Genomic DNA, 23,748 nt, shown 5'->3' on the forward strand with positions numbered 1-23,748 from the left:
TTTGAGGTTTCGCGGGACGGAGGACGCCTGCGGGACGGGAACTCATGGAAAACCTGCTGTCGCGCCGCCTTGCTGCGGTGCTGAGCGCCGACATTGCCGGTTACAGCGCGTTGGTAGGGGCCGACGAATCGGGGACCATTGCCCAGCTCAAGGCACACCAGAGCGCGGTGATCAGCCTGCTCGAGTCGCATGGCGGGCGGATCATTTACCTCGCTGGCGACGGCATTATCGCAGAATTCAAGAGCTCGGTATCGGCCGTGGAAGCCGGGTTGGCGATGCAGGCGCTGATGGCGGCACGCAATGCCGAGATCCCTCCGGAGCGCCGCATGGTGTTCCGCATCGGCATCAACCAGGGCGACGTGGTGCATGACGAATCGACGATCTATGGCGATGGCATCAATATAGCGGCGCGGCTGCAGGCCATTGCAGTGCCGGGGACGGTGGTTGTTTCGTCAAAGGTTTATGAGGAAGTGCGCGACCGGACACGCGCCGACTTCCACGATCTGGGCGAGCGGCAGCTGAAGAACATCGCGCGCCCGGTGCGGGTGTTCGAAGTGGTGTCGGACGGTGGCGAGAGAAGCACTGTAGCTCCGGCTCCGGTGCTGCCGACGTTGCAGCCCTTCGAGGCGCGGAAGCCATCGGTGGCGGTGCTGCCGTTCGACAATATGGGCGGCGATGCCGAAGAGGAGTATTTCGCCGACGGGGTGGTCGAGGACATCATCACGGCCCTGAGCCGCTTCAAGGATTTCGCGGTCATCGCCCGCAATTCGAGCTTTGTTTACAAGGGCCGAGCCGTCGATGTGCGCGAGGTTTCGCGGCAACTGGGGGTGCGCTATCTGCTTGAGGGCAGCGTGCGCAAGGCGGGTAAGCGCCTGCGGATCACGGCGCAGTTGATCGATGCGACCGACGGTACGCACCTGTGGGCTGACAAGTTCGACGGCACGCTGGAAGATGTGTTCGATTTCCAGGATCGGATCACCGCCACGGTGGCGTCGATCGTCGAGCCGACGATCCGCTGGGCCGAGATCGAACGCTCGCGCCGCGACCGTCCGGATAGCGTCGAGGGGTATGACCTTTATCTGCGAGCGCTGCCGATGCACCTGTCGCAGACCGAGGCCGCCAATGCCGAGGCGATCCGGCTGCTGTTGAAGGCGATCGCCTTCGAGCCGCATAACCCAACCTATCTGGTCTATGCCGGCAATGCCCTGCTGCACCGCGCGGTGCAGGGTTGGCCGCCGATCGGGGAGGACGACCACACCCAGGGGATCGGGCTCGCCGAGCAGGCCCTTGCCCATGCGCGCGATGACGCGGTGGTGCTCAGCCTCTGCGCGATGACGCTGATCCATAATATGAAGGATTATGAGCGTGGGCTGGAGCTCAGCCGGCGCGCGGTGAGCATCAACCCTAACAATCTGACGGTGATGATCTTTGCCGGGATCGCGCAACTGCACCTTGGCAGCATTGATGACGCCATCCGCTATTCCGAACACGCCATCCGCCTGAGCCCCAGCCTTGACGGCGCGCACTGGCCGCTCACCGCGATTTCGCATGCGCATATGATCAAGGGCGACTACGAGACAGCCGTCGCCTGGGCGCTGCGCTCGCTTTCGGCGACACCTAGTTTCGTGTGCACGCACTGGATGCTGGCGGCGGCGACGGCGCATCTGGGCCGGCTGGGTGAAGCGCGCCGCCATGTCGAGACACTGTTGCGGCTGACGCCAGGCGCCAGCGTTTCGCGGATCTGGGCCGGGCAACCGCAGCGGGACCCGAGCCGGCTGGCGGCGATTCTTGAGGGTCTGCGTCTCGCGGGTCTGCCGGAGTAGGCGCGGCGCTGTCACAAAAGCCGGGCCCCGTCACAATAGGTTCATCTGCAGCGGGCACGCAGGCGGCCGAACTTTTCGAAGGGTGCCGCCATGGACCACAACGACAAACGCGCGCTTTCCGACCTTGAGCGGATCAAGCAGGCGATCGCTGACGATTTCGACGAAGAGCTGGAAATGCAACTCGAGGACGACCGGCTCGACGAGCTGGTAGCCGAAGGCATGTCGGGCCCGGGCGAGGAGACGCTGGACCGAAAGGTGTATTTCAGCGAGCTGTTCCGGCTGCAGCATGAACTGGTCAAGCTCCAGGACTGGGTGCAGCACAAGAAGCTGAAGATGCTGGTGATCTTCGAGGGGCGCGACTCGGCGGGCAAGGGCGGCGCGATCAAGCGCGTGACGCAGCGGCTGAACCCACGCACCTGCCGGGTGGTGGCGCTATCGGCGCCGACCGAGAAGGAAAAGGGCCAGTGGTATTTCCAGCGCTACGTGCCGCATCTGCCGGCGGCAGGTGAAATGGTGCTGTTCGACCGCTCCTGGTACAACCGGGCGGGTGTCGAGCGGGTGATGGGGTTCTGCACGCCTGACGAGCTGGAGGACTTCTTCCGCTCGGTTCCTGAGTTCGAACGCATGCTGGTGCGCTCGGGCATCATCCTCGTCAAATACTGGTTCTCGATCACCGACGAGGAGCAGGAATTCCGCTTCAAGATGCGTATCCATGATCCGCTAAAGCAGTGGAAGCTCAGCCCGATGGACCTCGAGAGCCGGGTGCACTGGGAAGACTATACCCGCGCCAAGGAAGAAATGTTCGACCGCACGCACACCGCCGAAGCGCCGTGGTGGGTGGTGCAGGCGGTGGACAAGAAGCGGGCGCGGCTCAACATGATTGCGCACCTTTTATCGCAGGTGAAGTACGAGGACGTGCCCAAGCCCGAGATCGAGCTGCCCCCGCGCGTGCGGCACGAGGACTATGTGCGCCACGAGGTGCCGCCTGAGCTCTACGTGCCGGAGACGTACTGAGCGGCAACGCAACCCCGGCATGCGTGGGGTGACATGGGTTCGTTATTGAAGTCGTGGCAAGCTTGAGTCCGGCCAGGGGCAAGTTGGCCGGGGGACAGGCATGGAAAACTACGATCTTATCGTCATCGGCTCTGGTCCGGCGGGGCGCCGCAGCGCCATCCAGGCCGCAAAGCTTGGGCACTCGGTACTGGTGATCGAGAACCGGCTGCGTGTCGGCGGGGTGTCGGTACATACGGGCACGATTCCCTCGAAGACGCTGCGCGAGACCGTGCTCAACCTCTCCGGCTGGCGCGAGCGCGGGTTTTACGGGCTCGCCTACCGGGTGAAAAAGGACATCGAGGGCAAGGATCTCGGCGCGCGTCTGCGGATGACACTCGACCACGAGATCGACGTGCTGGAACACCAGTTTGCGCGCAACGGCGTGCGCACGGTGGCGGGCAAGGCGCGGTTCGTCGACCCGCACACCATCGCGGTCAAGACCGGGCCGGAGAGCGAAACCCGCTATGAGGGGAAGGCCATCGTGATTGCGGTGGGCACCTCGCCGTTCCGGCCGGCGCATATCCCGTTCAACGAGACGAGCGTCTTCGACAGCGACAATGTCGCGGCTGACCCGCGCGTGCCCAAGAGCCTGACGGTGGTGGGCGCCGGGGTGATCGGGCTTGAATATGCGACGATCTTTTCGGCGATGGACGTGCCGGTGACGCTGGTGGAGCCGCGCGAGCAGTTTCTCGAGTTCATTGACCGCGAGATCATTGAGGAGTTCGTGCACGAGCTGCGCAAGCGCGGCATGCAACTGAGGTTGGGCGTCACCGTCGATGCGGTGGAACTCGATGCGCAGGGCTGGGCGATTTCGACGCTGAGCGATGGCAGGAAGATCCGCACCGAGATGCTGCTCTATGCGGCTGGCCGGGTGGGCGCGACGGCGGGGCTGGGGCTCGATACATGCGGCATCGAAGCGGATTCGCGTGGGCGGCTGAAGGTGGATCAGAAGACCTTCCAGACCAACGTGCCACACATCTATGCGGCGGGCGACGTGATCGGGTTTCCCTCGCTCGCCTCCACCGCGATGGAGCAGGGTCGGATCGCGGCGTGCCATGCGTTTGGCGCGCCAATTCCGCCGGCGCCGGAGTATTTTCCCTACGGCATTTATGCGGTGCCGGAGATCTCGACGGTCGGGATGACCGAGCAAGAGGTCAAGGACAAGGGCATCCCGTTCGAGTGCGGCATCGCACGGTTCCGCGAGACCTCGCGCGGGCACATCATGGGGCTGCAGAGCGGCATGATGAAGCTGATCTTTTCGCTGAAGACGAGGCGGCTGCTGGGTGCGCATATCATCGGGGAAGGCGCGACGGAGCTGATCCATATCGGGCAGGCGGTGATCAACCTCAAAGGCACGGTCGACTATTTCGTCGAGAACGCCTTCAATTATCCGACGCTTGCCGAAGCCTACAAGATTGCGGCGCTCGATGCGTTCAACCGGATGTCGCCAAGGCCGCTTTGAGGACGGACGTCTGCCCTCTAGCCCGCTACCTACCTGCGCGCTAAAAGGCAGCACGTTCTATTCGAAAGGCTCGCCATGACTGCCTCCCCAATCGATCCGGTCAAACTCGACAAGCTCGCGGAAGTCGCGATCAAGGTGGGGTTGCAGTTGCAACCCGGGCAGGACCTGGTGCTGACGGCGCCGATGGCGGCGCTGCCGCTGGTGCGGCGGATCGTCGAGCATGCGTACAAGGCCGGCGCCGGCATTGTACAGCCGATCTTTGCGGACGAAGAAATCACGCTGGCGCGCTATAAATACGCAGCCAACGAGAGTTTCGACCGCGCGCCGGGCTGGCTCTATGAGGGGATGGCCAAGGCGTTTTCGGGCAATGCGGCGCGGCTGGCGATTTCGGGCGATAACCCGATGATGCTGGCGGGCCAGGATGCCGACAAGGTGTCGCGCGCCAACCGGGCGACCTCGATGGCCTATAAGCCGGCACTCGAAAAGATTACCGGGTTCGATATCAACTGGAACATCGTTTCCTACCCCAATGCCAGCTGGGCCAAGCTGGTGTTCCCCGATGATCCGGAAGAGGTGGCGGTCAAGAAACTCGCCGACGCGATCTTTGCGGCGAGCCGGGTGGATGTCGAGGACCCGATCGGCGCCTGGAAGGCGCACAATGCCAAGCTCAAGGAACGCTGGACCTGGCTCAACGGCAACAATTTCTCGGCGCTGCACTATACCGGCCCGGGCACCGACCTCACCATCGGGCTCGCGGACGAGCACCGCTGGAAGGGTGGTGCTTCGGAGGCCAAGAACGGCATTACCTGCAACCCTAACATTCCGACCGAGGAAGTGTTCACCACTCCGCATGCGCGCCGGGTGGAGGGCTATGTGCGCTCGACCAAGCCATTGAGCCACAACGGTACTTTGATCGAGAATATCGAGGTGAGGTTCGAGGCCGGCCGGATCGTTTCGGCCAAGGCGACCAAGGGCGAGGCGGTGCTCAACAAGGTGATGGACACCGATGAGGGGGCGCGCCGGATTGGCGAAGTGGCCCTCGTGCCGCATTCGTCGCCGATCTCGAAGAGCGGCGTGCTGTTCTACAACACGCTCTATGACGAGAACGCCGCCAGCCACATTGCGCTCGGCCAGTGCTACGCGGACTGCTTTGTCAACGGCACCAAGATGAGCGGCGATGAAATCGCGGCGCGCGGCGGCAACAAGAGCCTGATCCATATCGACTGGATGATCGGCTCGGACAAGATCGACATCGACGGCATCACCCAGGATGGGCAGACGGTGCCGGTGATGCGCAAGGGTGAATGGGCGTGATTGCTGCCGTACGGCGAGAGGTGTGGTTATAAAGGCTTAACCACGCGCCCAGTTGTGCGCCCCCCGCGGCAGCAATTTGGTGCGCGGCCCTTGCCGGATTAAGGATTTGTCTGGGGCGGCACGCATAGCATTCACAGCATGGGACTGGAGCCTATGCACAAACCAATCACACCGCCCGGCCAAGGGCAGGAGCAGCGCGTACAAGGCGATCCTGCCTTTTCGTCGGAGACGCTCAGGCACCTGCGTGACATCGCCGGTGTTTCGGTGTGGCGCTGGCAACCGGCCGACAACCAGGTGTTTCACACCGGCAGCGGCAGTTCGATTGGTCAGGGCGTGCCGATCCAGCAGGCGCTCAAGCAAATCCATCCAGAGGACCGCTCGCGCGTGAAGCGCAAACTCGTGGCTGCCGCGCGAACTGGCGGTTCGGGCCGGTTTGAATTTCGCAGCAATCCGACCGGCGGCAGTGTGCATACGCTGAGCGCGACGTTCTTTCCTGGAGAAGGAGAGGGCGAAGACAAGCCGATACAGATCATCGTCCACGACATCACCGTGGCGCGGCGCGCCGAGCTGGCGTTGCGCGAGAGCGAAGAACACTATCGCAACGCCGTGGCGCTGAACCCGGAGATCCCCTGGCTCGCCAATGCGGAGGGGAAGCTGATCGAGGTGGGGCCGCGGTGGAACCAGATCGCTGGCCCGGCTGAAGGGCGCGAATATGGCCAGCATTGGCGCGAACGGCTGCACCCCGAGGATGCGCCCTATGTGCACGCTCAATGGGCGCACAGCATCGCGACGGGTGAGCCGCTCGATGTGGAATACCGGCTGCTGACCATCAAGAACGAGTACATTTGGATGCGGGCGCGTGCCGCCCCTGGGCGGGACGACACTGGCCGGATCGTACGCTGGTACGGCACGCTGGCGGATATCAACACACACCGGCAGGCGCTGGCAGCGCTGCGCGACAGCGAGGAATTTGCACGCTCGATTCTCGAGAGCAGTACGACCGCGATTGAGGTGCTGGATGCCGAGGGCCGGCTGATCTTCATCAATGGCCCGGGCAAGGCGCTGATGGAGATCGACGACTTTGCGCGGATCGCGCACCGGCCGTTTGACAGCTTCTGGCCGCAGCAGGTGCAACCGGCGATCCGCAATGCAATTGCATCTGCGCAGCAGGGGCACACGGTGCGGCAGACCCTGTTTGGGCCGACGGCGAAGGGATCGCCGCGATGGTGGGATATTTCCATCTCGCCGATCCGCAGTGCCGATGGCCGGATCGAGCGCCTGTTGGCGCTTTCCAGCGATGTGAGCGATGCCAAGCGCATCGAGCTCGAGATTATCCACCTGGCGCGCCATGACGCACTGACCGGGCTCGCCAACCGCATGCACTTTTACGAGCAGATCGACGCGGCGCTGGCGCGGCTGAAGCCGCTCCAATCGATGGCGGTGTTTTCGATCGACCTCGACGATTTCAAGCTGGTCAACGATACGATGGGTCACCCAGCGGGCGACCAGTTGCTACGTGATGTGGCGACGCGGCTTGCGGTCTGTGCCGGGGGTACCGGCTTTGTGGGCCGGCTGGGTGGCGACGAGTTTGCGCTGCTGTTTGAGGTGTACAAGCCTGAGGACTCGGTGCTGGTCGCGCAAGCTATCCTCGCGACGCTGGCGCGCCCATTTATCATCGAAGGCGAGACCGTCAATATCGGGGCCAGCGTCGGCATCGCTATCGCCCCGCGGAACGGTACCAACCCGGAAATCCTGATGCAGAGCGCCGATGTGGCGCTCTATCGGGTGAAGGCGGAACATGGACGCGGCTTCAGGTTCTTTGAACCGGCCATGGACCTGGCGCTCAAGGGGCGGCGGGAGATGAAGCGTGACCTCTCACGCGCGCTGGAGCGCAAAGAACTTTTCGTCGTCTACCAGCCGCAGATCGATATCGCGAGCAACCGGCTCAACGGGTTTGAAGCGCTGCTGCGCTGGCAGCACCCGGCCCGGGGCGCTGTGTCGCCGGCAGATTTCATTCCACTCGCCGAAGAAAGCGGCCTGATCGATGAGATCGGGGCGTTCGTGCTGCAGGAGGCCTGCGCCGAGGCGATGCACTGGCCCGACGCCATCCGGCTGGCCGTGAACCTTTCCCCTGCGCAGTTCCGCTCGCGGGCGGTGAACCGCACCGTGGCCGAGGCATTGAACAAGACGGGAATGCCCGCGACGCGGCTGGAGCTCGAAATCACGGAATCGGTGCTGCTCGACGAAAGCACGGAGGCGATTGCGGCGCTGAAGGCGCTGCATGCCAGCGGCATCCGGGTGGCGCTGGACGATTTCGGTACCGGCTATTCGTCGCTGAGTTACCTGCGCCGCTTTCCGTTCGACAAGATCAAGATTGACCGGTCGTTCGTGTCTGACCTGCCCGGCAGTGAGGAATCGGCAGCGATCGTACGCTCGATCATCGGGTTGGGCCGGTCGCTGAAGACCCGGGTGACGGCGGAGGGAGTCGAGACCTGGGACCAGTTGCTGATGCTGAGTGCCGAGGGGTGCGACGAGGCGCAGGGGTACCTGTTCAGCCAGCCGCTGCCCGCGGCGCAGGCGCGGGCGCTGGCTGCCACGCGCAGTTTGAGCGCGCGCCCCGCGGAGCCGCAAGAAATCGCGGCAGCCAAGCGGTCAGGTACGGATAGTTAAGGGCTTGGCGGCAATATGGGCGAAACCAGAACCTAGTTGGTGTGTCGCCACATGTACGATAAATTCATTAGCGCGGTTCCGCACGAGTCATTGGCTCACATCGAGCCAACGCCATCGCTGATGGAGGCCGATCGCGCCCTGCAGCTCTACGAAGAGCAAACCGGCTACGGGCAGTGGAAGCTGGTGTTTCCCGGCAGCGTGTGGATGTCGGACCAATTGTCGCTGACGCTGGGGCTGACCCCGAGCGACGAGCCGGTGCCGTTGCAGGACATGGTCAAGCTCTATGTCGCCGAAGACCGCGGCAAGCTGCTGGCGATGATCGCGCAATCGCTCGAAGGACGCCGTGGCTTCAAGTGCCGGCTGCGCATCGACCGCCGCGATGGCCACATCAGGATGATCGAAACCATCGCTGACCTGCGCATTCGCGACGGCAAGGTGGTGGGGCTGTTCGGCGCGAGCCGGGACGTGACTGCTGAAGTCGAGCGCGAATTGGCGACGGCGGGCCGGCTTCAACTGGTCCAGGACATGGTGTCGGATATGCCGGCGCCCGTGGTGATCGTCGACGAGCATCTGAGGGTGATGGACTGCTCGCTGTTCTGGCTCAAGGCGCACCGGTTCGTCGAACGCCGCGAAGTGGTGGGCAAGACGCTGCATCAGCTGTTCCCCGAGGCGCCGCACGACCAGGCCAAGGAATATGAGGCGGCGCTGAAAGGCCAGACAGTCAAGACCAAGCGCCCCTACGCAGTGCAGGCGAGTTCAACGCCGGTGCTTTTCAACACCGTGATCTCCCCGTGGTATGCGGGCGACAAGAAAGTCGGCGGCATCATGATTGCGGTCGGCTGGTCGGAGATTGCAGTGGCCAAGGCCACACAGCCGCCCAAGGAAGAAGCGGAGAGCTTTGATGGCTCGCTGCTGGATATGCTGAAGGCGGTTACCTGAGGCCTCGCCTCTGCTTTGCAAGGGACTCCCGCTCACCCGCCTCGCTTGGCTCGCCCCGCAGGGCCCAGGGTATGAAGGCAGCTCTTGCGGCGTGCAGCATTATTGCCGATGACACGGCATGGACCTGTCGCCGCTTCCCATTGACGATGCCCTGCCCCAGTTGACGGCGGCGCTTGCCGCTTCGGCTTGCGCGGTGCTGGTGGCACCACCCGGTGCGGGCAAGACGACACGCGTGCCGCTGGCGCTGCTCAGTGCGCCGTGGCGGAGCGATGGCCGCATCGTGATGCTGGAGCCACGGCGGCTCGCGGCACGAGCGGCGGCCCGGCGTATGGCGCAGACACTGGGCGAGGCGGTGGGCGAGACCGTCGGCTATCGCGTGCGGCTCGATGCCAAGGTGAGCAGGCGCACGCGCATCGAGGTGGTGACCGAAGGCGTGTTCACCCGGATGATCCTCGATGACCCGGAGCTTTCGGGCATCGCCGCAGTGATCTTCGACGAGTTCCACGAGCGCAGCCTTGACGCTGATCTAGGGCTGGCGCTGGCACTTGATGCGCGGGCGCTGCGCGATGATCTGCGCGTATTGGTGATGTCGGCAACGATTGATGGCGCGCGGGTGGCGCGGTTGCTCGACGATGCGCCGGTGATCGAGAGCCTCGGCCGGGCCTATCCGGTGGAAACACTCTATCGCGACCGCGACTCGGCGGCCCGGCTTGAGGATCAGGTGGCGGCGGTGGTGGTGGAAGCGCTGCGCTCGCATGCCGGATCGGTGCTGGTGTTTCTGCCCGGACAGGCGGAGATCGGACGGGTCAGGGAACGGCTCAGCGGGCGGGTGGCGGCGGATGTCGACCTCGCGCCCCTCTATGGACAATTGAGCCCTGAAGAGCAGGACCAGGCGGTGCAGCCGGCGCCAGCCGGGCGGCGCAAGGTGGTGCTGGCGACCTCGATCGCAGAGACATCGCTGACCATTGAGGGGGTGCGGATCGTCGTCGATTCCGGCTTCCGGCGAGCGCCGGCCTATGAGCCGGCGACGGGGCTGACGGTATTGGAGACGCGGCGCGTATCGCGCGCGGCGGCCGACCAGCGGCGCGGCAGAGCGGGTCGGACCGAGCCGGGCGTCTGCTATCGGCTGTGGGGAGAGGGACAGACGGCGGGGATGCAGGCGTTCGATGCGCCGGAGATGCTGGAAGCGGACCTTGCCGGATTGGTGCTGGACCTTGCAGGCTGGGGGGTGACGGACCCGGCGCAACTGGCGTTTCTCGATCCGCCGCCGAAGCCCGCCTGGAGCGAGGCGGTGGCGCTGCTCAAAGGGCTGGAAGCGGTCGATGCCGAGGGCCGGATCACGCCTGAGGGCAAGGCGCTGGCAAAGATGCCGCTGCATCCGCGACTGGCGCACATGATCCATCGCGCAGCGGCGGAGGATGATGCGCTGACGGCGGCGCAACTGGCAGTGCTGCTCACCGAGCGCGGGCTGGGCGGTGACGGGGTGGACCTGACGCACCGGCTGGAGCGGTTCGGACGCGAGCGCGGCAAACGTGCCGACGAGGCGCACGGGCTGGCGCGGCGCTGGGTGACGCTGGCTGGCGCGGAGAAGGCCCCCTCACCCGGCCTTCGGCCGACCTCTCCCCCAAGGGAGAGGTGGGGCGGCGAGACGGGGCGACATCTGGCGCGAGCTTATCCGGACCGGGTGGCGCAGCAGGCTGGGGGGCGCGGACGGTTTCGGCTGGCCAATGGAAGGGCGGCGAGCCTTGAGGAGACCGACGCGCTGGCCAGCGCGCCCTATCTGGTGGTGACGGAGATCACCGGGGCGGCAGGGACTGGGCGGATTCGCAGCGCGGCAGCGATTGAGCGGGCGACAATCGAGGAGCTGTTTGCGAGCCAGATCGACGATGAGGTGACGATGGCCTTCGATCGCGCCACGAGGAGCGTGCGGGCACGGCGGGTGCGGCGGCTGGGGGCGTTGCGGCTCGATGAGGCGCCGGTGGCGATCGCCGATCCCCAAAGGGCGGCTGAGGCGCTGGCGGCGGGGATAGCGGAGCTCGGGATGGGGCTCTTGCCCTGGAGCAAGGAGCAGACGGCGCTGCGGGCGCGGGCGAGTTATCTACGGACCACGCTTGGAGAGGATTGGCCGGACCTGACGGATGCGGGTCTGGCGGCCGACTGGAGCTGGCTGACGCCGCATCTTGTGGGCCGCACGGCGCTGGCTGAGATCACGGCAGATGACCTCGGTGGCGCACTGGAGGCGCTGCTGCCCTGGGCGAAAAAGCAGGAGATCGAGCGGCTGCTGCCCTCGCATTTTTCCGCGCCCTCGGGCTCGCACCTTCCTATCGACTATGCGGCGGAGAATGGGCCGGCGCTGGAGGTACGGGTGCAGGAATTGTTCGGGCTTGACCGGCACCCGAGCGTTGCAGGCGGCAAGGTGCCGCTGCTGCTGGTGCTGCTGTCGCCGGCGCATCGCCCGATCCAGACGACACGCGACCTGCCCGGCTTCTGGCGCGGCAGCTGGAAGGACGTGGCGAAGGATTTGAAAGGCCGCTACCCGCGCCATTTCTGGCCGGAGGACCCAGTGAATGCGGCGGCTACGGCGCGGGCGAAGCCGCGGGGGACTTAGGTAGACTAGAGGAAACAAAGGCCCCCTCACCCGGATTGCTGCGCAATCCGACCTCTCCCCCAAGGGAGAGGTGTGCTGTGGCACTATCTCGCCTCCGATTACCTCTCCCTTGGGGGAGAGGTCGGCGCGAAGCGCCGGGTGAGGGGGCCTTCGCGATTGTGCGCTTGAGCCCCCTACCCCGCCTTCAGCACGGCCAGAAACTCTGCGCCGTAGCGCTTGAGTTTGCTTTCGCCGATGCCGGGGATGGTGCCGAGTTCGGCGAGGGTCTTGGGGCGTTCCAGCGCCATGGCGCGCAGCGTGGTGTCGTGGAAGACGACATAGGGCGGCACGCCCTGAGACTTGGCGATGGCGGCGCGTTCGGCGCGGAGCGCATCAAAGAGCGGCTGGGCGTCGGACGGTAGCTGGATGGCCGATTGCAGGGCGCGGCGGGTTTCGGTGGCGCGGCGGGGGCGGTCGCGGCGGAGCGTGATCTTGCGCTCGCCCTTGAACACCGGCCGCGCCTCGTCGCTCAGATGCAGCGCGCCATAGGCGTGGTCGATGACGATCAGACCCATGGCGGTCAACTGGCGCAGCACCGACATCCAGGTGCGCTGGTCGATGTCCTTGCCCTGCCCGAACACCGGCTGCTTTTCATGGCCGAACTCGGCGACCTTTTCGGTCTTTTTGCCAAGCAGCACGTCGACGATGTGCTGAGTGCCGAAGCGCTGGCCGGTGCGGTAGACGGCGGCCATCGCCTTGATGGCAGCGTCCGAACCATCCCAGGTTTCGACCGGTGAGCGGCAGGTATCGCAATTGTTGCAGGGGGCGGCGTAGGCCTCGCCGAAGTGGGCGAGGATCGACTTGCGGCGGCATTCGGGGGTTTCGCAGACGGCGAGCAGCGCATTGAGTTTCAGCCGCTCGACGCGCTTCACCTCATCGGGGGCATTGCCCTCATCGATCATGCGACGACGCTGCGCCACGTCGGTCATGCCGTAGCACATCCAGGCTTCGGCCGGCAGGCCGTCGCGGCCGGCGCGGCCGGTCTCCTGGTAATAGGCCTCGATGGAGGATGGCAGATCCATGTGGGCGACGTAGCGCACGTCGGGCTTGTCGATGCCCATACCGAAGGCGACGGTGGCGACGAGGCAGAGCGACTCTTCCTTGAGGAACGCATCCTGATTGGCGGCGCGGGTGCGGCTATCCATGCCGGCGTGATAGGCGAGCGCGCGCACGCCCTCCTTGTTCAGCCACTCGGCGGTTTCCTCGACCTTGCGGCGGCTGAGGCAATAGACGATGCCGGACTCGCCCTTGTGGTTGGAGAGAAAGCTCAAGAGCTGCTTTTTGGAATTGTCGCGCTCGACGATGGCGTAGCTGATATTGGGCCGGTCGAAGCTGGTGGTGAAGATGCGCGCGTCGGTGAGTTGCAGCCGCTCGACGATATCGGCGGCGGTCGTGGGGTCGGCCGTGGCGGTCAGCGCAACGCGCGGGACGCCCGGAAAGTCGGTGGCGATCGAGGCGAGCTGGCGGTATTCGGGGCGGAAATCATGGCCCCACTGGCTGACGCAATGCGCCTCGTCGATGGCGAACAGCGCAATCGGCACGCCCTGCATCATCTGCTTGAAGCCGGGCAGCACCAGCCGCTCGGGCGAGACATAGAGCATATCGAGCGCGCCGGACTTGAGGTCGCGGAAGGTTTTTGCTGACTCTTCGGCCGAGATCGATGAGTTGAGCGTCGCGGCATTGACGCCGGCCTGGCGCAGGGCCTCGACCTGGTCGCGCATCAGCGCAATGAGCGGGGAAACGACAATGCCGACACCGGGCCGGGCGAGCGCTGGCACCTGGTAGCAGATCGACTTGCCGGCGCCGGTGGGAAACAGCACTACCGCATCGCCTCCGCCGGTCAAATGACGCACCACCTCTTCCTGCTGGCCGCGAAAGGCCGCGTGACCGAACACGGAACGCAGGATCTCCGCAGGATCGCGGAGCTGGGGTTTGGCAAACGACTCAAGCATGGCCCCAAGAGTCGGAAGTTGCAGGGTGGGGTCAAGACCCGAGCAGCGTTTCGATGACCTTGGCGACCCGTCGGGCGCGGGTTTCTGCGGCTTTGGCGCCCTCGACGGCAAGGACGTGCGCCTTCTTGTGGCTGGGGGCGAGCTTTTCCCAGGCGGCAGTGGCGGCCGGGTATTCGGCGAGGGCGGCAGCGAGATCGTCGGGCGGTGCGATGATGCGGGGCTGGTCGTCGAGGGTGAGTTCGACCTCATGGGTCTCGCCGCCCTTGACCCCGGTTTTCTGGCGCACCTCGGCACTGACGGCGATCAGCAGCTGACTGCCCATGGTGGCGATCTTGCTGGGGTAGCTGTAGCCATTGAGGGTGACGCGGACGAGCGGGTTCTTGCCGCCCTTCAGCGCGTCACGCATTTCGGGCGGGACGACAATGCCGGTATTGTTGCCCATCTGGGCGATGTTGGTGGTGAACTTCATGGTGTGACTCCCTCTCACGGGAGCGATTGAGCCAGCAGTTCCACCGGGTTGTCGAGACCCTTGCTTACTCGCACATGTCCTGGAGCGTATCGAGGTCAAGGATTTCGATCTGGCTGATCGAGCGCAGGCGGATCAGCTTCTGTTCCTTGAAGGTGCGGAGGATGCGCGAGACTGTCTCGAAGGTGATGCCGAGATAGTCTGCGATGTCGTTGCGCTGCATGGAGAGGTTGACCACCGGCTCATTGCCCTGACGCTCGGCGAGATCGACCAGCAGCGCGGCCATGCGTTCGCCGGCGTTGCGGCGGCCAAGGACCATCAGGTGGTGCTGGGTGCGGGCGAGGCTTCTGAGCGCGAGGAGCAGCAGGCTGGCGGTCGGCTGGCCATTGCAGTTGGGGCGGAGGACGCGGATCCCGGCGCCGTCGACACTCTCGGCAAACGAGTCGTGTTCAATGCCCGCTTCGAAGCCGAAGACTTCACCGGCGGTGTGGAAGGCGCTGATCTGGCGGCGGCCATCGGCAGTCAACCGGCAGATGCGCACAGTGCCGAACTCCACGAGGTAGAGGGGACCAGCAGCGTCGCCCTGCCCGTAGATGGGCTGGTCGGGAGCATAAAAGGTCACCGCAGTGGGTACCATGGATGACAGCAGGTCGCTGACATCACCAGTGGTCCGGCCCTGGGGAGCAGTGGCTCTGAAGCTCGGCTGAATCTGCATCGGTGGAACCCTCGGTTGGAATAACGCGAAGGTGACCCAGGGCACGTCGAAGCGAAATTCCGGTCGCAGCCCTAGGGGGTTTACTTAGTGTGCCTACCGAGCCCCTAGACGGCGATCGAATGGCGGGCCGTGCCCGTGCCGAAATAGGTATCGAAGGCAGAGGCGATGGATCGGACGTAGGGGCGGCCGCGCTCGGTGACCGCGAAGCGATGGCCGTCGAACTCCACCAGCCCATCGGTATTGAGCATGGCGGCGTACTGCATCTCCTCAAGCACAGGGCTGCAGGCGGCGCCAAAGGCCTGACGCAACTCGACCGCGGAAACGGCAAAGTCGCACATCAGCCGTTCGATAACCCAGCGGCGCATGCGGTCCTCGTCGCTGAGCGCGATGCCGCGGGTCACGGCGAGGCCGGTTTCGGTCATGCGGCGGATGTAGTCTCCGGTGGCGACGGTGTTCTGCACATAGCCCTGCGGCAGGCTGCCGATGGCGGAGGCGCCGAAGCCGAGCAGCGCCGGGGCTTCATCGGTGGTGTAGCCCTGGAAGTTGCGACGCAGCCGGCCGGTGCTGGTTGCGGCAGCGAGACCATCGGTGGGAAGCGCGAAGTGGTCGATGCCGACGGCGACATAGCCGGCGGCGATCAGGCGCTTTGCGGCGGCTATCGACTGCTCGAGACGGGCGGCGACGCCAGGCAGTACCGTCTCGTCGATCATCTTCTGGTGGGTCTTCATCCACGGCACGTGGGCATAACCGAACAGCGCAATGCGATCGGGATGCATGGCGATGGCCTGATCGATGGTGGCTTCGACGGAGGCAACCGTCTGGTATGGCAAGCCATAGAGCACATCGAGATTGACGGAGGTTACGCCGCGCTTGCGCATACCATCGACGACGGCGCAGGTCTGCTCGACAGTCTGGATACGGTTGATGGCCGCCTGGACCCGCGGATCGAAATCCTGGACGCCAATGCTGATGCGGGTGATGCCAGCGGCCGCAAAGGCGTCGTAGCGATCCTCGGTCATGTCGTTGGGGTCGATCTCGATGCTGAACTCAAGCGCATCGGAGACGCTGAAGTGCTCTCGGAAGCTCGCAGCGAGGCCGAGAATGTCATCGGGCTTCAGCATCGACGGCGAGCCGCCGCCGAGGTGGATGGCGGTGAGGTGACCGCGCCCATCGAGAGCATCGGCGACGGTCGCGATCTCGCGAAAGACCGAAGGAAGATAGGTGGCGATCGGGTCGTAGCGCAGCACCTGCTTGGTATGGCAGCCGCAGAACCAGCACAGGCGATCACAGAACGGGACGTGGAGGTAAACGGAAAGCGGGGTGCCAGCGGGGAGCTCACCCAGCCACTTGCGATAAGTGGCGTTGTCGATGCCATCGTGAAAATGCGGCGCTGTGGGGTAGCTGGTATAGCGCGGCACAGGGCGCGCATAGCGCTGAAGCAGATCTTCGGTCATTTCGGTGGTCACGCTTTGGGGCATCGGGTTTCCTCGTTCCCATGGTGTCGCAGTTCTCAAGTGCTGCCGCTTTGATCCGCGTCAAATCCGGCAAGACTGGACATGCGACAAGGAGGCCATGGGCGAGCTTGCGGAGACCCAAATGAGCGTTCGCGACACTGAACACGTCGCCATTCCACTGGTGTGCGAAGGCTGCGCGGCGCGTCATGACGGCATCTGCTCGGCGTTGACGCCGGTTGAGCTGCTGGCGCTCGCCAGCCATACCCGGCACACGCGCCACGATGCAGGCGAGGCGCTGGCGCTCGAGAGCAGCGAGATAACAGGTTATGCAAACGTCACCGGGGGAGTGGTGAAGCTCTCCCGCGTTCTGCAGGATGGGCGGCAGCAACTGGTTGGGCTGCAGTTTGCACCGGACCTGATGGGGCGGCTTTATGGCCGCGAGAACCTGCTGACGGCCGAAGCGGCATCCGATGTCGAACTCTGCCGGATCCCAAAAGCAATCTTCGAGGCTCTGGTCGCGTCGAGCTCGGCGCTGAAGTTGCGGCTGCTCAACCAATCGCTGCAGGACCTCGACGAGGCGCGCGACTGGATGGTGACCCTGGGGCGCAAGACGGCCTCTGAGAAGGTGGCGAGTGTGCTGCTGCTGATTGCGCAGCGGAGCGCGCGTGGCAACAAGCGGGTGACGTTTGAACTGCCGCTAGGCCGCGCCGATATGGCGGATTTCCTTGGGCTCACCATCGAGACGGTATCACGCCAGATCAGCAAGCTCCGGCATGAGGGGATCGTGGTGGTGACCAATCATCGGCATATCGAGGTGCCGGATATCGAGGCGCTGAGGCGTCGCGCCGGCTGACGCCAGCCAGACTTCCAACTGATCAGTCCTCGTCGAGGATGCGCTGGCTCGCGCCATCGAGATCCTCGTACTGGCCCGAGCGCAGCGCCCACAGGAACGCTGCGAGCGCGAACAACCCCAGGATAATAGCAATCGGAATGAGCAAGAGCAGGCCACTCATGCTGCGATCTCCTTGAGCTGCGACGCGCCGGGTTTGGCTTGCTCTGCTGCCCCAGCCGACCCCGCCATGAAGCGCAGACGCATGGCGTTGAGCACCACGACAATCGAGGACGAGGACATGGCGACTGCGGCGATCAGCGGCGTCACCTGGCCGGCGACGGCCAGCGGCACGGCGATGGCGTTGTAGCCAATGGCGAGCACCAGGTTCTGGTTGACCAGGTACGCAGCCTTGCGGGCGGTGGAGATGAGGAAGGGCACCGCGACGAGGCGACCCCCGGTGAAGACGAAATCGGCGGCGCTGCGGCCGATATCGGCGGCGGTGGAGGGGGCCATCGAGACGTAGGCGGCGCGGAGAGCGGGGGCGTCGTTGATACCATCGCCCACCATCATGGTGTGGCCGTTGGCGACGGCGGCAACCTTCTGCTCGGGGCGCAGACCGGCGCTGGCGTGCTCGATGCCGGCAGCGGCGGCAATGGCGGCCACCGGCTTTTCAGCATCACCCGAGAGCAGGCGCAGCGATAGGCCGAGCTGGCGCAGGGCGCGCATCGCCTGGGGCGCATCGGCCCGCAGTGTATCCTCGAAACGATAGTGACCGCGCACCTCGCCGTCCTCGGTCAGCCAGACCTCGGACTGCGTCGTGGCAGGATTGTGCGGCAGACCGCACCAATGGGCATTGCCCAGGCGCCAGAGATGGCCGTCGATGCGGGTTTCGAGCCCCTGCCCTGCCGTCTCGGTGATGGTGCAATCGACCGGGACAAGGCTCTCGAACGACTCGGTGAGGGCGCGCGACAGCGGGTGATTGCTGGCGGCGGCGAGAGTGGCGGCGATCTGGCAGGCCAGGGCCGTGGCTTCCTCGCCGTCAATCAGACGGGGACGCCCGATCGTCAGGGTGCCCGTCTTGTCGAAGGCGACGGAGTCGGCCTCGGCGGCGCGCTCAAGGGCTGCGCCATCGCGCATCAGGATGCCGTTTTCGAACAGCCGCCCGGCGGCCACGACGTGGACGATCGGCACCGCAAGCGCCAGGGCGCAGGGGCAGGTGATGATCAGCACCGCGACTGCGTTCAGCAGCGCAGCGTGCCAATCGCCACTGAGGAGGCCCCAGCCGATAAAGGTCGAGATGGCGATGGTGTGGACCACGGGCGCGTAGATGGCTGCGGCGCGATCGGCTATGCGGCGCGGCTTGGTCTTGGCGTTCTCGGCCGCTTCCATCATGCCGGCCATGCGGGCAAGGAAGGAATCGGTCGAGGCGCGGACCACCAGCAGTTGCACCGGCCCGCCGACATTGTTGGCGCCGGCGGCGAGTTCAGCGCCGCGGAGGAATTCCTGCGGCACGGATTCGCCGGAAATGGTCGAATAGTCGAAGGTCGCGAGATCGGAGAGGAGCGTCGCATCGACCGGGACGCGTTCGCCGGCGCGCAGCTCGATGCGCATGCCAGGGGTGACCTCATCGAGCGCCACATATTCGCGGCGGCCATCGGGGAGGATCTGTGTTGCACCACGCGGCTGCAGGCGGGCAAGGCTGGTGATGGCGCTGCGGGCGCGCTCGCGCATCAGGTGATCGAGGGTGCGCCCGATGAGGAGGAAGAACAACAGGGTTGTGGAGGCATCGAAATAGGCGTGCGCGCCCGAGACGATGGTTTCGAACAGGCTGAGCGCGGTGGCAAGCGTGATGCCGATCGAGATCGGCACGTCCATGTTGGTCTTGCCCACGCGGAGGGCGCGCCACGCTGAACGGAAGAAGATGCGGCCAGAATAGGCGATGGCGGGGAGCGCGATGATCGCCGAGATCCAGTGGAAGAGATCGCGCGTCGCCGCGTCGGCGCCGGACCAGACCGAGACGGAAAATAACATGATATTGCCGGCTGCAAAGCCGGCGACCGCTAGCGCACGGAGCAGTTCGCTGAGGACCGGATCACCGGCGGTATCCTGCGAGGGATCAAGGACGTAGTTGTGATAGCCGCTGGCGCGGATGGCGCGGGTGAAGTCCGACGGCTGGCCCTTGTCGGCATCGAAGACAATGCGGACCTTGCGGCGGGTGAGGTTGACGCGGGCAGCAGAGACCTGCGGCAGGGCGCTGAGGCTGGTCTCGATGGTGCGGATGCAGGCGGCGCAATGGGCGTCGGGCACAGCGAATTCGAGCTGGCGGGCGCCATCGCCAAGGCGGCGGCTGAGCGAGAGCAGTGCCTGATCGTCGGTTTCGACGCCGGAGGCTTCGGCGAGTTGGGCGGCCTCGGCGGTCGGGGCGCAGCAGGTCATGGGGTCACCTTGACCTTGAACCTCTCGTGGAGTTCGAAGGGGCCGGCAGCAGTCTTTTCGGCGGTTACCCAGATGTCCCAGATGCCGCCCGCAATGGTGATAACGGCCTCGTAGCCGCCGGAAGGCGACGGCACGAAATCGAGCTTCTGGTCCTCGTGGCCGCCGACCGGCCGGTTGACCTGCAGGTGCACCGTGCCGAGGTCAACCGGCTTGCCGGCGCCGTCGTGGATAGTGAGGCGCGCAAGGCCTGGCGTATAGGTGAAGTTTGCCTCCCAGCCCAGCGCCTGCTGGCCTTTCTGGGCGTCGCGGCGGGCGTCGAACTGTTGGCTTGCGACGTAGGCGTTATCGACGACGAGACCGGTCCAACTGGTCGAAGCGATGACCGCCATGCCGACATTGACGGCGATGATGATGCCGAAAAAGCCGACGGCAAGCATCCACATATGGCGGCCGGTGAAGGTGCCGGCGGTGGGGTTGAGGTCGGTCATCTGGATTTCCCCGGAGCTTCGAAGTTGGCGTCGGTGACCACATGCAGGCCGTCTGTGCTGTCCACCAGGATGCGGAAGTGTGCTGGTAAGTCGTGGAGGTCTGCTGGTTGGGCGTGAACGTAGAGCCGCAACGGCAGCACCTTGTCGGGTTCGAGTTCGAACTCGATCGATTGCTCGGTCGCGCCGCGGCTGTCGGCGAGCGAGATGGTGCCGCCGGGCAGGCCGTCGAGGTGGAGGGTCACCGTGCGCGGCTCGGGAGTCATGTTGAGGACCTTGACGTCGTAGCCGTTGCGCACGGTGCCATCCTTGAGGACGACGTAGAGCGGGTTGCGATCGTGGAGAACGTTGACCGCCAGCGGCGAGCGGAGCGACAGGACCGTCAGCATGGCGAGCCCGATGGCGGCCCAGCCGATGAAGTAGACGATAGTGCGGGGGCGGACGATCGAGCGCCAGCTGGTGTGCTTGATGCCGGCGATCAGCTTGCCGGTAAGGCTGTCGCGGATGCGGGCCGGCTGGGCGACGCCGCCGGTGCCCATGGAGATGGCCATGTTCTGGTTGTAGTCGTTGAGCGTGGCGTAGGAGATGAGGCCCTTCTCCTTGCCCAGCTTGGTCATCACGTCATCGCAGGCATCGATGCAAAGTGCACAGGTGATGCATTCGAGCTGCTGGCCATCGCGGATATCGATGCCCATGGGGCAGACGACGACGCAGGCGTTGCAATCGACGCAATCGCCGACCGGCTTGCCCTCGGCGATGGCCTTCTTGGCGTGCCGACTGCGGGGCTCGCCTCGCCAATCGTTATAGGTGACGGTTAGCGAATGCTCGTCGAGCATGGCGCCCTGGATACGCGGCCAGGGGCACATATAGGTGCAGACCTGCTCGCGCATGAGGCCACCGAAGGTGTAGGTCGTGGCGGTCAAGAGCGCGATGGTGATGTAGGCGACGGCCGGCGCCTGGAAGGTCACGACCTCCTGAAGGAGCGTCGGAGCGTCGGCGAAATAGAAGATCCAGGCGCCGCCTGTCACCACGCCGATGGCGAGCCAGATGGCGTGCTTTGCGATCCGCTTGACCAGCTTGTTGGCCGAATAGGGGGCCGCATCGAGCTTCATGCGGGCATTGCGATCACCCTCGATGCTGCGCTCGACCACGAGGAAGAGATCGACCCAGACGGTCTGCGGGCAGGCGTAGCCGCACCAGGCGCGGCCGACGGTAGAGGTGACGAGGAAGAGACCGATGCCCGCCATTACCAGCATGCCGGCGACGTAGTAAAATTCCTGCGGCCAGATCTCGATGAAGAAAAAGAAGAAACGCCGGTGTTCAAGGTCGATCAACACGGCCTGATCGGGCGCAAACGGGCCGCGATCCCAGCGTAGCCAAGGGGTGATGTAGTAGATGCCCAGGGTGATGAGCATCACCAGCCACTTGAACTTGCGGAAGGTGCCGTTGGTGCGTTTGGGAAAGATCTTGGTGCGCTTGGCGTAGAGCGGCTGGCGCTTTTTGGGCGAGTTTACCGGCTCGACATCGTAGCGCTCGGTATTTGGCTGATCCGCAAGCATATGGGCCTCTGAAGACTCTGGTCGAGGCTGGTTGTCCCACGGGGGCACGGCCATGGGCTTGATCTGGGTCAAACCGGGCCCTCAAAACGAAAGAGGGGGCGCTTGCGGACGCCCCCTCCCCCCTAGGCTGCAAACCAGGTTACTGGCCGCCGCCGAGTCCGTGAACGTAGACCGCAAGCTCCTTGACCGCGGTGTCGCCGAGGCGCGAGGCCCAGGCAGGCATGACGCCATGTCGCGGTTGCTGGATCTGCGCCTTGATGCTGTCGAGGGTGCCCTGATAGAGCCAGATCTTGTCGGTGAGCGATGGCCCGCCGAGTTCCGGATTGCCCGCGCCAGTGTCGCCGTGGCAGGCGGCACAGTTATCGGTGAAGAGCTGCTGGCCTTCAGGTGTTGCAACGCCCCCTTCGATGCCCGAGAGCGACGCGACCTGCTTGGCTACCGCGTCGATCTGGGCGGGTTCAAGCAACGCATCGGCGCCGAAGTTGGGCATGATGTTGTAGTGGGTATCGGCATCGGCCATCCAGCGCGAGCCATGGGTGATCGTGGCGTAGATCTGATCGATCGAGCCGCCCCACAGCCAGTCGTCGTCGTTGAGGTTGGGATAGCCCACCCCGCCGGTTGCGCCAGTGCCGTGGCACTGCGTGCAATAGACCTTGAACAGCGACTTGCCGCCGGCGGTGGCAAAGCGGGTCAGGTCAGCGTCCTTGACGATGTCGGCGACCGGGGTCGCTGCGACCTTTTCGGTCAGGCCGCCCTGGGCTGCCTTGGCGGCTGCGACGTCGGTGTCGAAATCGGCGCGACTAGAGTACCCGAGGACGCCTGTGGTCGCCCCAGTGATCATCGGCCAGGCCGGATAGGCGATCGAGTAGCCGAGGGCAAACACGATACAGCCGTAGAACGTCCACAGCCACCAGCGCGGCAGCGGGGTGTTCAGTTCCTTGATGCCATCCCACTCGTGACCGGTGGTTTCGACGCCAGTGACGTCGTCAACTTCCTTGGTGCTCATCTCTTGTCGGTCCGGTCCAGGGGAAAATCATCGTCGAGAGGAATGCGGGCGGCGCTTTGTGCCAGGGACTTGGCGCCGGGCCGGATGATCAGAAGGACGACGACCACGAAGATCGCCATCATGTAGAGCAGACCCCAGCTGTCGGCGAATTGCCGGAGGGCCTCATATTGTGCGGTGTTCACTGGGACCCTCCTTAGCGGTAGTTCGACTTGGCGTCGTAGGTCGAGAAATCGACCAGCGTGCCCAGCATCTGGAGATAGGCAACCAGGGCATCCATTTCGGTGATGGCCTTGGGATTGCCGTCGAAGTCCTCGGCCTTGACGTTGGCGTAGCGCGTCGTGAGCCCCGAGGTGTCGGCATCGGGCGTTGCCTGGGCCACGAGGTCGGCCTGGGCGTTGGCGATGTCTTCGTCAGTATAGGGCACGCCAACCAGCTGATTGGCCTTGAGGGAGGCCGCGACGAGGCTGGTGTCGAGTTCGGTGGTTTCGAGGAAGCCATAACGCGGCATGATCGATTCCGGCACCAGCGCCTGCGGATGGCGCAGATGCTCGACATGCCAGACGTCCGAGTAACGGCCCCCGACGCGGGCCAGATCCGGCCCGGTGCGCTTAGACCCCCACTGGAACGGGTGGTCGTACATCGACTCTGCGGCGAGCGAGTAGTGGCCGTAGCGCTCGGTCTCGTCTCGGAACGTGCGGATCATCTGGCTGTGGCAGACATAGCAACCTTCCCGCACGTAGATATTGCGGCCCGCCAGCTCGAGGGGGGTGTACGGGCGCATCCCGTCCACCTTTTCGATGGTGTTCTGGAAGTAGAACAGGGGCGCTACTTCCACGATGCCACCAATGCAGACCACGACCAGCGAGAGCGTCAGGAGCAGGGAGGCATTGCGCTCGATGGCGCCGTGTTTTTCAAGAATGCTCATGTTCTGTTGC

The 23,748-nt window shown here is 64.8% G+C and carries 19 protein-coding genes; 8 read left to right on the forward strand and 11 right to left on the reverse strand.

Annotated elements, in window-relative coordinates:
* Window positions 1-44: 44 nt before the first annotated feature.
* From ACO06J_RS12590 to hrpB, 7 genes are all read left to right on the forward strand, one after another.
* Window positions 45-1,823, forward strand: a complete 1,779-nt coding sequence (locus ACO06J_RS12590; RefSeq protein WP_421761062.1) for an adenylate/guanylate cyclase domain-containing protein — start codon at window positions 45-47, stop codon at window positions 1,821-1,823.
* A 90-nt stretch (window positions 1,824-1,913) separates the two neighbouring features.
* Window positions 1,914-2,837 (forward strand): polyphosphate kinase 2, encoded by a 924-nt coding sequence (gene ppk2 / locus ACO06J_RS12595; RefSeq protein WP_421761063.1) that lies wholly within the window; start codon window positions 1,914-1,916, stop codon window positions 2,835-2,837.
* 100 nt (window positions 2,838-2,937) lie between these two features.
* Entirely contained in the window at window positions 2,938-4,338 is a 1,401-nt protein-coding gene (gene sthA, locus ACO06J_RS12600) for a Si-specific NAD(P)(+) transhydrogenase (protein ID WP_421761064.1), read from the forward strand.
* Between the two features lie 75 nt (window positions 4,339-4,413).
* Entirely contained in the window at window positions 4,414-5,652 is a 1,239-nt protein-coding gene (locus ACO06J_RS12605; RefSeq protein WP_421761065.1) for an aminopeptidase, read from the forward strand.
* 153 nt (window positions 5,653-5,805) lie between these two features.
* Window positions 5,806-8,322 (forward strand): sensor domain-containing protein, encoded by a 2,517-nt coding sequence (locus ACO06J_RS12610; protein ID WP_421761066.1) that lies wholly within the window; start codon window positions 5,806-5,808, stop codon window positions 8,320-8,322.
* Between the two features lie 51 nt (window positions 8,323-8,373).
* On the forward strand, window positions 8,374-9,261 hold the full coding sequence (locus tag ACO06J_RS12615; RefSeq protein WP_421761067.1) for a PAS domain-containing protein: 888 nt from the start codon (window positions 8,374-8,376) through the stop codon (window positions 9,259-9,261).
* A 118-nt stretch (window positions 9,262-9,379) separates the two neighbouring features.
* Window positions 9,380-11,869: an ATP-dependent helicase HrpB gene (hrpB, locus tag ACO06J_RS12620; RefSeq protein ID WP_421761068.1), complete on the forward strand. Its 2,490-nt coding sequence runs from the start codon at window positions 9,380-9,382 to the stop codon at window positions 11,867-11,869.
* A gap of 173 nt (window positions 11,870-12,042) precedes the next feature.
* On the opposite strand, the gene recQ is transcribed toward hrpB, so the two are convergent.
* From recQ to hemN, 4 genes are all read right to left on the reverse strand, one after another.
* Window positions 12,043-13,860: a DNA helicase RecQ gene (gene recQ / locus ACO06J_RS12625; RefSeq protein WP_421761069.1), complete on the reverse strand. Its 1,818-nt coding sequence runs from the start codon at window positions 13,858-13,860 to the stop codon at window positions 12,043-12,045.
* A gap of 31 nt (window positions 13,861-13,891) precedes the next feature.
* Window positions 13,892-14,329, reverse strand: a complete 438-nt coding sequence (locus ACO06J_RS12630; protein WP_421761070.1) for a YdeI/OmpD-associated family protein — start codon at window positions 14,327-14,329, stop codon at window positions 13,892-13,894.
* Window positions 14,330-14,393: 64 nt separating this feature from the next.
* Complete coding sequence (locus ACO06J_RS12635) at window positions 14,394-15,041, reverse strand: helix-turn-helix domain-containing protein (RefSeq protein WP_421761071.1); 648 nt, start codon at window positions 15,039-15,041, stop codon at window positions 14,394-14,396.
* A 104-nt stretch (window positions 15,042-15,145) separates the two neighbouring features.
* A complete protein-coding gene (gene hemN, locus ACO06J_RS12640) occupies window positions 15,146-16,495 on the reverse strand; it encodes an oxygen-independent coproporphyrinogen III oxidase (protein ID WP_421762504.1) in 1,350 nt (449 codons plus the stop codon).
* Between the two features lie 142 nt (window positions 16,496-16,637).
* Here hemN and ACO06J_RS12645 point away from each other — a divergent pair, with 142 nt between their 5' ends.
* Window positions 16,638-17,348, forward strand: coding sequence for a Crp/Fnr family transcriptional regulator (locus ACO06J_RS12645; RefSeq protein ID WP_421761072.1), 711 nt, complete (start codon window positions 16,638-16,640; stop codon window positions 17,346-17,348).
* Between the two features lie 22 nt (window positions 17,349-17,370).
* Here ACO06J_RS12645 and ccoS read toward each other — a convergent pair whose 3' ends face one another.
* The 7 genes from ccoS to ccoO all read right to left on the reverse strand — a co-directional run bounded on the left by ccoS (window position 17,371) and on the right by ccoO (window position 23,738).
* Complete coding sequence (gene ccoS, locus ACO06J_RS12650; protein WP_421761073.1) at window positions 17,371-17,508, reverse strand: cbb3-type cytochrome oxidase assembly protein CcoS; 138 nt, start codon at window positions 17,506-17,508, stop codon at window positions 17,371-17,373.
* The gene (locus tag ACO06J_RS12655) at window positions 17,505-19,763 is read right to left on the reverse strand and encodes a heavy metal translocating P-type ATPase (protein ID WP_421761074.1); all 2,259 of its coding nucleotides are present in this window, start codon (window positions 19,761-19,763) and stop codon (window positions 17,505-17,507) included. The genes ccoS and ACO06J_RS12655 overlap by 4 nt, the downstream gene beginning before the upstream one ends.
* Window positions 19,760-20,251: a FixH family protein gene (locus ACO06J_RS12660; protein WP_421761075.1), complete on the reverse strand. Its 492-nt coding sequence runs from the start codon at window positions 20,249-20,251 to the stop codon at window positions 19,760-19,762. Before ACO06J_RS12660 ends, ACO06J_RS12655 begins: the two co-directional genes overlap by 4 nt.
* Window positions 20,248-21,807: a cytochrome c oxidase accessory protein CcoG gene (gene ccoG / locus ACO06J_RS12665; protein WP_421761076.1), complete on the reverse strand. Its 1,560-nt coding sequence runs from the start codon at window positions 21,805-21,807 to the stop codon at window positions 20,248-20,250. The genes ACO06J_RS12660 and ccoG overlap by 4 nt, the downstream gene beginning before the upstream one ends.
* Before the next feature lie 139 nt (window positions 21,808-21,946).
* A complete protein-coding gene (gene ccoP, locus ACO06J_RS12670; RefSeq protein WP_421761077.1) occupies window positions 21,947-22,813 on the reverse strand; it encodes a cytochrome-c oxidase, cbb3-type subunit III in 867 nt (288 codons plus the stop codon).
* Window positions 22,810-22,995 (reverse strand): cbb3-type cytochrome c oxidase subunit 3, encoded by a 186-nt coding sequence (locus ACO06J_RS12675; protein WP_421761078.1) that lies wholly within the window; start codon window positions 22,993-22,995, stop codon window positions 22,810-22,812. Before ACO06J_RS12675 ends, ccoP begins: the two co-directional genes overlap by 4 nt.
* Window positions 22,996-23,006: 11 nt before the next feature.
* Complete coding sequence (gene ccoO / locus ACO06J_RS12680; protein WP_421761079.1) at window positions 23,007-23,738, reverse strand: cytochrome-c oxidase, cbb3-type subunit II; 732 nt, start codon at window positions 23,736-23,738, stop codon at window positions 23,007-23,009.
* Window positions 23,739-23,748: the final 10 nt, after the last annotated feature.

Origin of the sequence: Devosia sp. (assembly GCF_965229025.1) — a bacterium.
GTDB lineage: Bacteria > Pseudomonadota > Alphaproteobacteria > Rhizobiales > Devosiaceae > Devosia_A.